General features: G+C 48.6%; 15 protein-coding genes. 12 read left to right on the forward strand and 3 right to left on the reverse strand.

Annotation, left to right across the window (positions count from 1 at the left end; all coding sequences use genetic code 11):
- Positions 1 to 136, forward strand: a 136-nt coding sequence (locus BZG14_RS15980; RefSeq protein WP_131825161.1) for a DUF3634 family protein, incomplete at its 5' end; no start/stop codon positions are given.
- A 269-nt stretch (positions 137 to 405) separates the two neighbouring features.
- Here the strand turns inward: BZG14_RS15980 and BZG14_RS02385 are convergent.
- Positions 406 to 2526, reverse strand: coding sequence for an ATP-binding protein (locus tag BZG14_RS02385; protein ID WP_077607880.1), 2121 nt, complete (start codon positions 2524 to 2526; stop codon positions 406 to 408).
- A gap of 2 nt (positions 2527 to 2528) precedes the next feature.
- A complete protein-coding gene (locus tag BZG14_RS02390; RefSeq protein WP_069362410.1) occupies positions 2529 to 3719 on the reverse strand; it encodes an FIST signal transduction protein in 1191 nt (396 codons plus the stop codon).
- A gap of 142 nt (positions 3720 to 3861) precedes the next feature.
- Between BZG14_RS02390 and BZG14_RS02395 the strand changes: the two genes are divergently transcribed.
- Positions 3862 to 4422: a hypothetical protein gene (locus BZG14_RS02395; RefSeq protein WP_077486259.1), complete on the forward strand. Its 561-nt coding sequence runs from the start codon at positions 3862 to 3864 to the stop codon at positions 4420 to 4422.
- 87 nt (positions 4423 to 4509) lie between these two features.
- Here BZG14_RS02395 and BZG14_RS02400 read toward each other — a convergent pair whose 3' ends face one another.
- Positions 4510 to 4929, reverse strand: a complete 420-nt coding sequence (locus tag BZG14_RS02400) for a hypothetical protein (RefSeq protein ID WP_077486258.1) — start codon at positions 4927 to 4929, stop codon at positions 4510 to 4512.
- 277 nt (positions 4930 to 5206) lie between these two features.
- Here BZG14_RS02400 and ccoN point away from each other — a divergent pair, with 277 nt between their 5' ends.
- The 10 genes from ccoN to uspE all read left to right on the forward strand — a co-directional run bounded on the left by ccoN (position 5207) and on the right by uspE (position 14164).
- A complete protein-coding gene (gene ccoN, locus BZG14_RS02405; RefSeq protein WP_077607881.1) occupies positions 5207 to 6634 on the forward strand; it encodes a cytochrome-c oxidase, cbb3-type subunit I in 1428 nt (475 codons plus the stop codon).
- A gap of 13 nt (positions 6635 to 6647) precedes the next feature.
- Positions 6648 to 7259 carry a cytochrome-c oxidase, cbb3-type subunit II gene (ccoO, locus tag BZG14_RS02410; RefSeq protein WP_077459067.1) on the forward strand — a complete coding sequence of 204 codons (612 nt, stop codon included), beginning with the start codon at positions 6648 to 6650 and terminating at the stop codon, positions 7257 to 7259.
- Between the two features lie 12 nt (positions 7260 to 7271).
- On the forward strand, positions 7272 to 7454 hold the full coding sequence (locus BZG14_RS02415) for a cbb3-type cytochrome oxidase subunit 3 (RefSeq protein WP_077459068.1): 183 nt from the start codon (positions 7272 to 7274) through the stop codon (positions 7452 to 7454).
- Entirely contained in the window at positions 7454 to 8434 is a 981-nt protein-coding gene (gene ccoP / locus BZG14_RS02420; protein ID WP_077486257.1) for a cytochrome-c oxidase, cbb3-type subunit III, read from the forward strand. The genes BZG14_RS02415 and ccoP overlap by 1 nt, the downstream gene beginning before the upstream one ends.
- Positions 8435 to 8508: 74 nt before the next feature.
- Positions 8509 to 8994 (forward strand): FixH family protein, encoded by a 486-nt coding sequence (locus BZG14_RS02425; RefSeq protein ID WP_077459070.1) that lies wholly within the window; start codon positions 8509 to 8511, stop codon positions 8992 to 8994.
- A 2-nt stretch (positions 8995 to 8996) separates the two neighbouring features.
- On the forward strand, positions 8997 to 11375 hold the full coding sequence (locus BZG14_RS02430; protein WP_077607882.1) for a heavy metal translocating P-type ATPase: 2379 nt from the start codon (positions 8997 to 8999) through the stop codon (positions 11373 to 11375).
- A gap of 4 nt (positions 11376 to 11379) precedes the next feature.
- Positions 11380 to 11595, forward strand: coding sequence for a cbb3-type cytochrome oxidase assembly protein CcoS (gene ccoS / locus BZG14_RS02435; RefSeq protein ID WP_077459072.1), 216 nt, complete (start codon positions 11380 to 11382; stop codon positions 11593 to 11595).
- A complete protein-coding gene (locus BZG14_RS02440; RefSeq protein ID WP_077486255.1) occupies positions 11582 to 12256 on the forward strand; it encodes a sulfite exporter TauE/SafE family protein in 675 nt (224 codons plus the stop codon). Before ccoS ends, BZG14_RS02440 begins: the two co-directional genes overlap by 14 nt.
- 65 nt (positions 12257 to 12321) lie before the next feature.
- A complete protein-coding gene (locus BZG14_RS02445; protein WP_077607883.1) occupies positions 12322 to 13071 on the forward strand; it encodes an FNR family transcription factor in 750 nt (249 codons plus the stop codon).
- A 145-nt stretch (positions 13072 to 13216) separates the two neighbouring features.
- On the forward strand, positions 13217 to 14164 hold the full coding sequence (uspE, locus tag BZG14_RS02450; protein ID WP_069362402.1) for a universal stress protein UspE: 948 nt from the start codon (positions 13217 to 13219) through the stop codon (positions 14162 to 14164).
- The last annotated feature ends 18 nt before the right edge of the window (positions 14165 to 14182 follow it).

Raw genomic sequence — 14182 nt, forward strand, 5'->3', positions numbered from 1 at the left:
GCGCCATCCGTTTACGGGCACAGTGAAAGTGTATAGCAATCGCTTTAAACCCGCGAAGGTGGTGATGTCGCGCAGCGTTGATAACCGCATTCAACAACGTATCAAAAACGTATTTCCACATCAGTCATTCAAATAGCATCAGATTACACGCCGTGCTGGACAAGGAGCGATGTGATAAGCGAGAAACGCCATATCGCTCCTGTCTTAACGCACACCTTAAAGTGCGCATTATATATATTATGTTAAATAATGGTTTGAGGTCTGACGTTGGACACTGTTTTTGCTCGCCCAGCACTATTCGCTTGCGCTGCCATTAAACGTAATTAGCTATTTACCATAAAATAGCTAATTACTACTTCCTTTAATCTTGATTATTCCAAATGAATTGGCCTAAATCGATTCAAGTCAGCGGTAATTAGTGGACAGATCTAATGGCTGATGGACATGCAGTACGGCGGTAAGGCTCGCGGCTCTAATAGGTTTAGTCACAAAGTCGTCCATGCCGGCACGGACACACCGTTGTTTGTCTTCATCCATCGCATTAGCCGTTAACGCAACAATTGGACGTTTAAATCCAGACGCGCGCAGTGCTTTGGTGGCTGCGATGCCATCCATTACGGGCATCGACATGTCCATGAGCACAAGATCGAATTCTGTTTGTTCAACCCGTGCCAGAGCCTCTTCGCCATTGGATGCGAGCGTCACGGTATGGCCTTGTTTTTCAAGCATTAACCTCACCACCATTTGATTAGCGCGGCTATCTTCGGCGACCAATATCGACATAGGCTGCACGGCATCAGCCGGGACATTGGGCGGTGCTTGGTACTTTTCTGCATCTTGAGGTGTTTCGACAATCGGCAAGCGAACGCAGAAGTCAGTTCCCTGATAAGGCTCACTTTCTACGTGAATACTGCCCCCCATCATCTCTACCAGTTTTTTGCAAATGGATAATCCGAGGCCGGTACCACCAAAGCGGCGAGTAATGCTGCCATCCGCTTGAGTAAAAGGCTCAAAGATTCGATCAATCTGCTTTTCGTCGATACCGATTCCTGAATCTCTCACCCATAGCTCAAGGCGCTCACCATGAGCGTCAAGTGACACTGTCACCCCGCCACGGTCCGTGAATTTTAAAGCATTGGCCACCAAGTTAAGCAGTATTTGCGTAAAGCGGTTCTCGTCCATAAACAAGGTGTTAGGTACAGAAGGAGAGACACTGACAGAGAGGTTAATGCGCTTTTTATCAGCCCGCTCAATCAACTGTTGATAGACATTCGACACACTATCGCTGGGCTTCATCAATGAGGGAGAAAGTGAAAAGCGGTTAGACTCAATTTTAGACAAATCTAGCACATCGCTGATCAATGTCAGCAATAACTGAGCAGATTTATCCATTTGCCCTACCCACTGCGTTTGCTCTTGCGTCAATGAAGAGTGTTGCAACGCATCGATCAATCCCAAAACAGCATTGAGTGGTGTGCGGATCTCGTGGCTCATGACCGCAAGGAATTGCGACTTGGCATTATTCGCCAACTCAGCTTGCTGACGCGCCTGCTGCAATTCAACGACGCGACGTTTGGTCGCGGTGATATCTTTAGCCGTCCCCCGATAACCTGCAAGTTCACCGCGTTTATTGTAGCAAGGACGGCCTGATAGACTGACCCAATAATCATGGTGACGAGACGCTATATGCCACTCAATATCGCTAAAGGCTTTTTCTGTATATATGTACGCTTCTAACGTCGTTTTTAATTCGGCATCTGWTTTGAGCTTTGCCAGCAAGGCTTCAGCATCAATGTCGGTATCAGTATTGGGTGACGACAGGTAAGTCAGTTGAAATTGGTTATCGAGCTCCCAAAACCAATCACTGGCTGTTTGGGCAAAGTCTTGAAAGCGCTGGCGGCTAGCATTCAGTTCCTGGGTGCGACTCCCCACTAATGCATGGAGGCGATGGCGGTAGTCGATATCCATAATGGTCCGCTCAATCAAGGGGCGAAACCGGTCGATAACTTGCTGAGCTTCGTTATTAAATGCATCACGGCGGTGTGACAGTAAAATAAGCATGACTTCACTGTCATTGACCGTCAGCCCGCTAATCAGCGCAGTGCCTTGTAAATAACTGGCATATTGATGCGTTAAGCAATGCAGCTCTTTCACCATGCCAGGTTTATAGATAGCAACCGTTTCGCCACTCACACAGCGGCGAAACACATCCCCTGTTTGCCAAGTGACGGTTTCGAGCAAGCGTTCAGTCGAGACTAAACAGCGAAACGCATCTTCTGTTTCTCGGTTACGGCTTAGCGCCACGGCGCTATCAAAGCTGACATACCGGCGGATCACATCAAGTAAGGAAGCAAAAATATCGGTTTTTGACGTCGCTTCCGTCATGGCTGAGATCGCCGATAAAATTGCGTCGTTTTCTTCCCTTAAACGCTTTTCTCTTGCTTCAACACGACTGAGTTCAAATAAGGTTTCTTGTAAAGATTCAGAGTCTGAACGTTCAAAGGTCGATACGCGTTTCGACGTCATGATTAATCCTTATGAAATAACACAGCCGAGATCATTAAATTACCGTGGGACAATTCCCCACCCTTAAACAGGCCTTGTTCACCAAAGGTAAACGGGCATACAAACGGCGCAGTGTATAAGGCCGTGTTGATATTGTCGGCGACTTGATCCAGGCGATCTTTGACGTGAAGCATACACCCTGCACAATAAATCGCTAGCCCACCAAGAGGTTGAGGTGTCCGCAATGCATGATCGTTTGCCGATTCCACGACTCGACTTGCACGGGCGATTAACCCTTCACTGGTGCCTGTCATAAAGTGTGCGGTTTGCCCAACGGCGATTTGCGAGAAGAGCTCCATGTGTCCGTCTTGGTTCACAAACATGGGGTGTGACAAGGTGTAATAGGGTAAGCCGTGTATCTTGCCCGTTTGTGTCCCGAGCGGATACAAGGTTGATCGCGCAAATAACGAATCATCTAAGTCTAGCGTCTGCCCTGTTTCTTCTTCGTACCAGTCTCTATAAACCACCGATGCGGGTTTGTGATCCAAACTCACTAAGGTGCGACCACGTACCTCTGTAACGATGGCCTTCTTCGTTGTGGCGGCATAACCGGAGTGGAATGAATAGCTCACCCGTGCGGTTGGATAAAAAACACTGATTGCGATGCCAGACTGCGCGGTTTGCTTGTTATCGAAAATGGCCCATCGTCCGCCGACGGTGTCGGCCGCCGCTGACCCACCTATCACCGGAACCGATACGCCCAACTCTTCGCGAATAGCAGCTAACGTCGTCTCCTCATCCCCTGGTGTACTGTGTAAAGCGATGAGTTTGGGAAGTTCACCACAACGGCCGCTCTCTTCTATGGCTTGATTAAGCGCAATACGTGCTGAATCGCGTATTGGGCGATGGGCTTGATGTGGCACAAGGGATGTACCGTAACTCCCCTTTTCATCATTGCAAGCCCACACTGCGGCTGTTGGCCCTTCGATGTAACCGGCTTGCGTCATGACACCACCGCAGGTCGTACAACCTATCAATGGCACGCTAGGAAAGAGTGCAACCATTGCTCGCTGAAGTGCATCAACATCGTATTGCTCCGTGCAGTAGACCATTAAAAGCCTCGGTGCGCTTAAGCGGCTCAATAACGTGCGCGCCAGTGTTTGCGCGGCGTCCACTGCGTCTGGTTGTTGTGTGCATGCTGTGGCTATTTTCATCTTAACGTTCGTTATTGTTTTCGCTATTTATCACGATTTTAATGATACTTGTATCAGGCAATCAAATCATTGCGCTACCCACTGAAATCGCGCTTGAAATCACGTATTCTATCACTTCATTTATATCGCTAGAGCGCTCAACATGGATTGTCGACCCGTTGCGTTATTCGGTGGGGCCTGCACCTTAGGTGCCACTATCGCCTATCAATTAGCCGCGAAAGGCTATACCCCTGTTATTATCGATCATAATCAAACGACAGCGCTCGACATTGTCGCTCATGATCCCCGAGTCAGGTTTAAAGAAGCCCCTGCGCTCACGCAAGATACGCTCCAAGTCACGCTTGATCAGTGTACTGCGCAACTCTCCCCTTTTATCGGTGCCGTTATCGTCTCTGAGCTCGGGCATGCCTATATACAATCGCTGGGGATTGATGGGTTAGATACGTTTTGTCAGGTGGAGGCTCGTTGTGTCGTTATTGCTACAAACAGGCACCTGGGTAGCGTGTCTCTCAATGACAAGCCGGCTACAAATCGCCTGCAACGGATTAACAGTATAAGTTTCTGGTCGGATCACAATATTAACACTGATGTGGAAACATTACCGTCGCGTAAAAAGAGCGAAGTTTTATCTCCTTTGGTATGCTTTCTTTTGAGTGATGAGTCAAATAGCATTAACGATCAAGAGTTTAAGATTAAGCTGTAACAAGATAAAAAAGGAAACACTCATAAATAAGCATTTCCTTTTATAATCGTCATAAACGAAAAAAAATAATCTTTAAACCGCAGTTTTTCACTCGCTTTTAGGGTAATTAAATTTAAATTGATATTGATCAAAGACAAGGTTAAAGCTCATGGCGTCGCGAGGTAAATCTTGTGTTTTCCATTGCCAAGTCAGCGTGATCTTCTCCCCATCTCGGTCCTGCTGATCGCTAATTTCGATCTGCTTATTCCCTTCCTCTCCCCAATAAGCCAAGTGTGGCTTTTGGTCTGAAGTGGCTGAAAATATTACACTATCATGCTCTTTTCTCCATGAGAATGCTATCGCTTGCTGAGATTGTGACGTGCCACAAAATCCACGCTCCCCTTCACAGTCTATAATGGTCAATCCGGGTGTATAGACCAGCGTCCTCCAGAAGAAAGCAACCACTAAAAGTGTAAGCATAACGATAATTTGCGCGAGTCGTCCTCGAGTGAGTTTTTCTGCTGCCATGGGTAGCTTTCTCCGTGTTACAGAGGTCAAAGTTTTATAAGAAAGGTAGGTAAGCCGCACTAAGTGTGTGGGTTAGACCCTGTTTTTTAACCAGTATCTACAGTATGATTCTGGTCGAAAATGCCATTTTTACAAAGAAATAGCAACGGAGTGTGCAAAGTGGTTAAAAACCATACGCAACGGGGCGTTTTCTTAAAAATGGTATGTTAACAGGCGAAGCGGAGGCTTCGTCCGTATCAAACGTGAGTGTAGTTAACTAAAAGTGGAAGCATGCAATATGAGCCAAGTTAAGCAGCTTGAACAAGACTACAACTACCGCGTTGTCCGCTTATTTACTCTAACAACCATTTTGTGGGGTATTGTGGGCATGGCTGTAGGTGTACTTATTGCCGCTCAATTAGTGTGGCCTGCACTGAACTTTGATATTCCGTATTTGACGTATAGCCGTTTGCGTCCACTGCATACTAACGCAGTGATCTTCGCATTCGGTACCAGTGCGTTGTTTGCAACCTCTTATTATGTTGCGCAGCGAACTTGTCAAACACGGTTGTTCGGAGGGAAGTTAGCAGAGTTCACCTTCTGGGGTTGGCAAGCCATTATCCTTTCTGCAGCCATCTCGCTGCCAATGGGATACACCACCTCTAAAGAGTACGCGGAACTAGAGTGGCCAATTGATATCGCCATCGCGGTGGTATGGGTCGCATACGCTATCGTGTTCTTTGGCACGCTTATCAAGCGTARGACGTCACATATTTATGTGGCCAACTGGTTCTTCGGTGCCTTTATTCTGACCATCGCGGTGTTGCACATCGTTAACAGCATGGCAATCCCTGTTTCACCGATGAAGTCTTACTCTATCTATGCTGGCGCAGTCGATGCGATGGTACAGTGGTGGTACGGACATAACGCGGTTGGTTTCCTGCTAACAGCAGGCTTTCTGGGTATGATGTACTACTTCGTTCCCAAGCAAGCGGGACGCCCTGTTTACTCTTATCGACTCTCCATCGTCCACTTCTGGGCATTGATTTCTCTCTATATCTGGGCGGGTCCTCACCACCTTCATTACACGGCACTACCCGACTGGACGCAGTCACTGGGGATGGTGATGTCGTTAATCTTGTTTGCACCTTCGTGGGGCGGGATGATTAACGGTATTATGACGTTATCAGGTGCGTGGCATAAACTCCGCTATGATCCCATCTTGCGCTTCCTTATTGTGTCTTTGTCATTCTATGGCATGTCCACGTTTGAAGGCCCAATGATGTCGATCAAGACAGTTAACGCCTTGTCGCATTACACCGATTGGACAATCGGTCACGTTCATTCCGGTGCACTTGGTTGGGTTGCGATGGTCTCTATCGGCTCCATCTACCACTTGATTCCAAAACTGTTTGGTCAAGAGCGTATGTACTCGGTGTCTTTGGTGAACGTACACTTCTGGCTTGCCACGATTGGTACCGTACTCTACATCGTTGCCATGTGGATTTCTGGTGTGATGCAAGGTCTGATGTGGCGCGCTGTCAACACTGACGGTACGTTGACATACAGCTTTGTGGAGTCATTGGAAGCCTCCTACCCGTTCTACTTCGTCCGCTTTATCGGCGGTGCGATTTTCCTATCAGGCATGTTCTTGATGGCTTACAACGCATATAAAACAATTCGTGCGCCTGAAGCTAGCTTGAAATCGCTTGAGCCTGCGGTGTAAGGAGGACGATTAAATGAGTTCAAATCGCCACGAGATAGTAGAAAAAAACACAGGTTTGCTAGCGATTTTGATCATCGTTGCAATCAGCTTTGGTGCATTGGTGGAGATAACGCCATTGATTTACCAAAAGCAAACCACTGAACCGGTAGATAACCTTCGTCCGTACACAGCGTTAGAAATGGAAGGACGTGACATCTACATCCGTGAAGGGTGCAACGTTTGTCACAGTCAAATGGTTCGTCCATTTCGTGCTGAAACCGAGCGTTACGGTCACTATGCCGTCGCAGGAGAAAGTGTTTGGGAGCACCCTTTCTTATGGGGCTCTAAGCGTACTGGTCCTGACCTTGCCCGAGTTGGGGATCGTTACTCTGACGAATGGCACCGCGTTCACTTAATTAATCCACGTGACGTAGTACCTGAATCGAACATGCCTGGCTTCCCTTGGTTAGCAGAGAACAAGCTAGATGGGGAAACAACGGCCGCGAAGCTGAAGTTATTCCGTGACCAATTTGGTGTGCCATACACCGATGAGGACATCGAGAATGCTAAGGCAGCGGTTGAAGGTAAAACGGAGATAGAAGCGTTGATTGCTTATCTTCAGTCACTAGGTCACGCAATGAAGTAATAAGGAGGGCCTATGGATATCGGCACCTTTCATAGTATCTGGACAGTTGTCCTATTTGTGAGCTTCATTGGGATCGTTGTTTGGGCTTATAGCAAACGTCGCAAAAAGCACTTTGATGAAGCGGCTAACCTGATTTTCGACGATGAGGAGAACAATCAGGATAAGTCCAATCACAAGACAGGAGATAATCGCTAATGAGTACGTTTTGGAGTATCTTCGTAACAGTCATCGTACTCGGCACGATTGCTGGCTGTGCTGCTCTTATCATTTGGACAACCAAAGATAAAATGGGCGTCGCAGAAGGCGATGACATGGGTCACGAGTATGATGGTATTCGTGAACTCAATAACCCACTGCCTAAGTGGTGGTCGTATATGTTTTGGGCAACCCTGGTGTTCGGCTTAGGGTATCTTATCCTCTATCCGGGGCTGGGTAACTTTGCCGGCGTGTTAGGGTGGAAAAGTTCGTACCAAGACGTAAGCAGTGTCGAGGAGTCGCGTGAGTTAATGGCAAAAGCGCAAGAAGCGCAGCACATTAACCAATATGCGATGGAGCTCGAGGCGGCTGACAAGGTATTTGGTGAAGCATTCCGCAAACTGGCGTACCAAGAAGATGGCAAATCATTGCGCCCGATTACTCAAATCGCACGTAATGAAGAAGCTTTAAAGGTTGGTCAACGTTTGTTTAGCCAAAACTGCGCGGCCTGTCATGGATCGGATGCGCGCGGTCAGGCTGGTTTCCCGAACCTTACCGACGATGCGTGGTTGTATGGTGGCGAGCCTGAAACCATTAAAGCCACGCTTCTCCATGGCCGAAAAGGCAACATGCCAGCTTGGTTAGATACCATGGGTGAAGACGGCGTGAAAGAAGTTGCGGCTTATGCGCTGAGCTTGTCAGGCCGTAAAGTGGATCCGCAAATGGCTGCTAAGGGTAAATCTCGCTTTGTTGTATGTGCCGCATGTCACGGCACGGACGGCAAAGGTAATCCTGCCTTTGGTGCGCCGGATTTAACTGACAATATCTGGCTATATGGTGGCTCTCGCCGCGCGGTTGAACAAACCATTCGTGGTGGTCGTCAAGGCGTGATGCCCGCGTGGGAAGCTCACCTTGGCGAAGAAAAAATTCAGATACTCTCTGCCTATGTATGGCGTTTGAGTAATCCTGAAGTAGAATAAGCACTTAGGTGTGATACACAGCCCCTGCTTGCAGGGGCTTGTTAAATGTAAATGCTCAAACCGAGGAGCTTCTGATGGTAACACCCTGGTACAAGCAGTTTTGGCCTTGGTTCCTGATTGCCCTTCCCGCTTCTGTTGTCGTCGCGAGTTTGTTAACTGTGACCGTCTTTTCAATGAACTCTGTGTCTCTCGTGGCAGAGGATTACTATAAGAAAGGCAAAGCGATCAATGTTGATCTCTCCAAGCTGAAAGTCGCGGCACAGCTAGGTGTTTCAGCGCAACTGTCGTCAAGCAACCAAGCAATCGCGATAACACTAGATAAAGGTGATCTCGCGTCATTTCCTGCGCTTAAGGTGCATATTCAGCACCGAACACTCGAGCGAAAAGATGTGAATGTGATGGTAAACCCAAACCAAGCAGGGGTTTATCATATCGATCTGGCTGAGCCAATATCTGGGCCCTGGTTTATCGAAATCACTTCATTCGATAAGCAATGGAAAGTTCACGGTCGTGTCGATTTCCCTGTCTCAACTCCCCTGACGTTAAGCGGTAAGCAGTAACCATGACCACATCCYGTTATCACTGTGGTGATCCTGTACTGACAGGAGACACCTACCAAGTAGTGATCTTCGATAAACCCCGCCTTATGTGTTGCCCTGGCTGCCAAGCCGTGGCAACCACGATCGTAGACAGTGGTTTGAGTTCTTATTATCAATATCGGACAGAGAACGCCGATAAGGCCGACTTGGTCCCCGAAGAGCTCAAAGCACTGACCCTATACGATAATCAAGATGTACAACAAGAGTTTGTCCGCGATGTGGCAGACCAAAAAGAGGTGACGTTGTCACTTGATGGTGTCTCCTGCGCCGCTTGTGCGTGGCTGATTGAAAAGCAACTGCAGCGTACCACGGGTGTCACACATATTCAGGTCAACACTACCACGAACCGCGCCCAGGTGCGTTGGGATGAGAATGAAACCTCCCTGAGTACGGTACTCACACACATTCATCATCTAGGTTATAAAGCGGCACCTTTTGAGGCCGACAAGCAAGAACAACAATAYCATCGCAACATGAAGCAGTACTTATACCGATTGGGTATTGCTGGCTTAGCCACCATGCAGGTCATGATGTTAGCGGTGGCGATGTACTTCGAAGTGTTTGGCGATATGGACGAAACCTTTCGCAATTACTTCCGGTGGATAAGTTTAATCTTCGCGACGCCTGTCTTGCTTTATTCCGCGTTACCTTTTTATATCAATGCGTGGCGCAACCTTAAGGCACGCACACTGGGCATGGATGTCCCCGTTTCTATTGCTTTGTTATTCGCCTATTTTTCTAGCTTGTATGCGACCGTTACCGGAAAAGGAGAAGTGTTTTTCGAATCGGTGGCGATGTTCACCTTCTTCTTATTGCTCGGGCGTTTTCTGGAAATGCGCGCACGCCGTACCGCGGCGGCGGCCAGCGCTAACTTGTTAAAACTGGTCCCCAAAATGGCGCGTCGTCTTAACGGTGAAGCCGTGCCCGCTAACAGTCTTAAAGAAAACGATCAAATTCGTGTGTTGCCCGGTGAGCCCTTCCCTGCCGATGGAAAAATACTGTCTGGCACGACCTCTGTCGATGAAGCCATGCTGACAGGGGAATCGCTGCCACAAACTAAGCAACTCGGTGATGCCGTTTATGCCGGCACCATGAATGTGGAAGGGAATGTCGATATATGTGTCACGAGTAATCACAAAGAGTCTCTCGTGGCTCATATTGTGCGTTTGCAAGATGAAGCTCAAATGGCAAAGCCCAAAGTAGCGGTGCTGGCAGACCATATCGCGCGTTACTTTGTCGCCGCCATCTTAATCATTTCCGCGTCGACTTGGCTCTATTGGCATGTTGTGCAACCTGGCGATGCCTTTTGGATCATGTTATCCGTGCTTGTTGCGACCTGCCCTTGCGCATTATCGCTCGCCACCCCTACGGCCCTTACTTGCTCAACATCGACCTTTGGCCAGCTCGGCATCATGTTACGCCGAGGCCACGTCTTAGAAACCTTAACCAAGGTGAATCGATTGGTGGTTGATAAAACAGGCACACTGACCGAGGGTGAGGTAAAAATTGATTCCGTCCGCGTATTTGCCGCTGACATTAGCGAACAAGCGGCCTTGAACATTGCAGCCAGCTTAGAAGGGTTTGCCAATCACCCCATCGCCAACGCGTTCCAAGCAAAAGCGACTGAGTCTCTGACAGTCAAAGCGGCGGACAACCATATTGGTCAAGGGGTAAGCGGCGAGATCAATGGCCAACAGTGGCGTATTGGTAAGGCTGCATTTGCTCTATCCTCGCCTAAAACTGAGTATGATGCCTATCCCGTCGTGCTTAGTTGCAACGGGCAAGTAGTGGCTGCGTTTTCACTGACCGATCCGATTCGGCCAAGCAGCGCACGATTAATCGCCGCATTGAGACAATCTGGCATCCAAACCACCATGCTAACCGGTGATCAGTCACGCAATGTGGAACAAGTCGCGGACACCCTTGGCATAGATTCTGTGATTTCAGGGGTATCGCCGCAAGGAAAACTGGCGTACCTTCAAAGCCTTGACGATGACACCGTGACCCTGATGGTCGGTGATGGCGTCAATGATGCGCCGGTTTTAGCCGGTGCCCACTTGTCGGTTGCGATGGGCGGAGGCACTGATATTGCTAAATCTTCCGCCGATATGGTGTTGTTGAGTGACGATTTAGAAAAACTGCTGACCGCCAGGCAGCTTGCCCAGCAAACGCGCCGTATTATCCGCGAAAACTTAATTTGGGCCTTAGGCTACAACGTTACCATTCTGCCGTTGGCGGTTATGGGCTATGTTGCCCCATACGTGGCGGTGGTAGGCATGTCAGCAAGCTCGATCATTGTGGTATCTAACTCGCTGCGCCTACTGAACAAAAAAGAGGATTAGCGTTATGGCTAGTTTGTACATTTTGATCCCTATCGCCATCATGTTGGTTTGCGTGGCGGCCGTTGTCTTTATCTGGGCGGTCAAATCTGATCAATTCGAGGATCTAGAACGGCAAGGCTCTTCGATCCTTTTTGATGAAGAAGAGCCGGAGAAAGACACAGGATCACAATCAAGCCAACCCACCGCTCCTGACGCGTCGACCCAAGATGACAAACGTTGATTTTATAGGTGCCCTCATCATTGGTCTGCTCGGGGCAGGTCACTGCTTGGGGATGTGTGGCGGGGTCGCTGCGGCTATGTCGCTTGGCATTCCTTCGCAAAAGGCCAAATGGCCATACCTTCTCTTGTATAACTTGGGGCGTATCAGCTCATATACGCTTGCTGGCGCGATGATTGGTGGCGCTGTGGCCTCGTTGCTTGCTTTGTCCGATTTAACGCAGCATCTTGCGGTATTGCGACTGTTTGCGGCCATCATGATGTTACTATTGGCAGCCTATATGGCCCAAGTATGGAATGGCCTTAGCTATATTGAGCGACTGGGTAGCAAACTCTGGCGAATTATCTCTCCGCTAACATCCAAGCTAATGCCACTGCGTTCGCCGTTATATGCCTATCCCTTTGGCCTTGTTTGGGGCTGGCTGCCCTGCGGGCTGGTTTACTCAGCGCTCAGTTGGGCTGCCGTCGCTGGCAGTGCCTCAGGCGGCGGCCTTGTAATGCTGGGGTTTGGCCTCGGAACGTTACCGGCGATGTTAACTGTTGGCGCCCTTGCAGAGCGGGTGAAGCCCATTCTTAACAACCACTTACTGCGTTTGATATGTGCCACAATGTTGGCGCTTTATGGCTTTTACACGGCCTATTCAGCACTCAAACTCCTGATATAAGGTCGACCTAGCACATAATCATGGTGTAATATGTATATTGACGTTAATCAATTTCAGGCAGGTGTATGGTGTCTAATAAGATCATCACTCGGCGGGTTCAGTCAGGCGGCTGCGCAATTCATTGTCAAGATTGCAGTATTAGCCAACTGTGCATTCCCTTTACGTTAAATGAGCAAGAGTTGGATCAACTGGATAGCATCATTGAGCGAAAAAAACCTATTCAGAAAGGCCAAGAGTTGTTCAAAGCCGGTGATAGTCTACGAGCGCTGTATGCGATTCGTTCAGGTACGGTTAAGACCTACACAATCACAGAACAAGGGGATGAGCAGATAACTGCCTTCCACCTTGCCGGCGATTTGGTAGGCTTTGATGCTATTAACGATAGTGAGCACCCCAGCTTTGCTCAAGCGCTAGAAACGTCAATGATTTGTGAGATCCCCTACGACACGCTTGATGACCTCTCTGGGAAGGTGCCTAAGCTTCGCCAGCAAATCATGCGACTAATGAGCAATGAGATAAAAGGCGATCAGGATATGATTTTGCTTTTATCGAAGAAAACGGCTGAAGAACGCTTGGCCGCTTTCYTTTATAGCCTCTCGAAGCGCTTTTCTCAGCGTGGGTTCTCTCCGCGTGAGTTCCGTCTTACCATGACACGAGGTGACATTGGTAACTACCTTGGCCTAACCGTTGAAACGATTAGTCGCTTATTAGGCCGCTTCCAAAAGTCAGAAATCTTGGCGGTCAAAGGGAAATATATCACGGTTCTAGACTTAGAAGAGCTTGCTCGTCTTGCGGATGAAGAATGCGTTGTTTAGCAGACAGAAGTAAATAAGTTGTTAATAAATGGCGCTTTATGCGCCATTTCTCTTTTTTGCTCTATGGTAAGCAATTTCTTTCGCGTGAACGGGCGAAGTAGGTTAAAGTGAAATTAACTGATGCATCTGTGCAAAGGAGGCAGATATGTCTAGGTACACGAACCTGCTCGTCGTCATTGATCCTTCCCAAGAACAACAGCCTGCACTTTCGCGTGCGGTCACGCTTAGCCAGCGAAGTGATGCAAAGGTTAAGCTTACCCTCTTTCTTGCTATTTATGATTTCTCTTACGAAATGACATCCATGCTCTCATCGGATGAGCGGCAAGCGATGCGCCAAGGTGTGATGCACCAACGTGAAGAGTGGATGAATGAGATTATTCAAACGCATCAAGCTCAAGAGTGTGAAATCGAAAAAGTCGTGGTATGGCATAATCGTCCTTACGAGGCGATCGTTGAACGCGTGCTGAGCCACCACCACGATTTGGTGGTTAAAGCGACACACCAGCACGACACTCTAGGCTCGGTCATCTTTACACCCACCGATTGGCACTTGTTACGCAAATGCCCAAGTTCAGTATTATTAGTTAAAGACCATGGTTGGCCAGATAAAGGCAAGATCGTTGCCTCTGTGCATGTGGCATCTGAAACCGAGACCCACGCTGAGCTCAACGACAAATTAGTCGATGAGGGGAATATCATGAGTGCTATGCTAGGGGCTGAGTTGCACCTGGCTAATGCCTACCCCGCCACCCCGGTGAATATTACTATCGAGCTGCCTGACTTTGATCCGACATCCTATACCGATGCGGTGAGAGGTCATCATCTCACCGCCATGAAAGCCTTGCGTCAGCGCCATCATATCGAAGAAACACGCACGCATGTCCAAGAAGGGTTGCCGGAAGATGTTATCCCCAACATTGCCCGAGAGTTGGATGCCGAGCTTGTTATTCTCGGTACCACAGGACGCACTGGTTTATCCGCGGTGTTCATTGGCAATACCGCAGAGCACATGATTGATCAACTCGACTGTGACTTACTTGCCATTAAACCTGATGGCTACATTAGCCCACTCGATCCTCGCGCTAACGATTAACCTTTCTCATTCCCTTAT

The sequence above is a fragment of the Salinivibrio sp. IB282 genome (genome assembly GCF_001995685.1).
GTDB classification, from domain to species: Bacteria; Pseudomonadota; Gammaproteobacteria; order Enterobacterales; family Vibrionaceae; genus Salinivibrio; species Salinivibrio kushneri.

Coding starts and splice junctions, on each gene's coding strand:
- BZG14_RS02390 (WP_069362410.1), bottom strand. CDS start 3,719: ATGAAAATAGCCACAGCATGCACACAACAACCAGACGCAGTGGACGCC.
- BZG14_RS02395 (WP_077486259.1), top strand. CDS start 3,862: ATGGATTGTCGACCCGTTGCGTTATTCGGTGGGGCCTGCACCTTAGGT.
- BZG14_RS02400 (WP_077486258.1), bottom strand. CDS start 4,929: ATGGCAGCAGAAAAACTCACTCGAGGACGACTCGCGCAAATTATCGTT.
- ccoO (WP_077459067.1), top strand. CDS start 6,648: ATGAGTTCAAATCGCCACGAGATAGTAGAAAAAAACACAGGTTTGCTA.
- BZG14_RS02415 (WP_077459068.1), top strand. CDS start 7,272: ATGGATATCGGCACCTTTCATAGTATCTGGACAGTTGTCCTATTTGTG.
- ccoP (WP_077486257.1), top strand. CDS start 7,454: ATGAGTACGTTTTGGAGTATCTTCGTAACAGTCATCGTACTCGGCACG.
- BZG14_RS02425 (WP_077459070.1), top strand. CDS start 8,509: ATGGTAACACCCTGGTACAAGCAGTTTTGGCCTTGGTTCCTGATTGCC.
- ccoS (WP_077459072.1), top strand. CDS start 11,380: ATGGCTAGTTTGTACATTTTGATCCCTATCGCCATCATGTTGGTTTGC.
- BZG14_RS02440 (WP_077486255.1), top strand. CDS start 11,582: ATGACAAACGTTGATTTTATAGGTGCCCTCATCATTGGTCTGCTCGGG.
- uspE (WP_069362402.1), top strand. CDS start 13,217: ATGTCTAGGTACACGAACCTGCTCGTCGTCATTGATCCTTCCCAAGAA.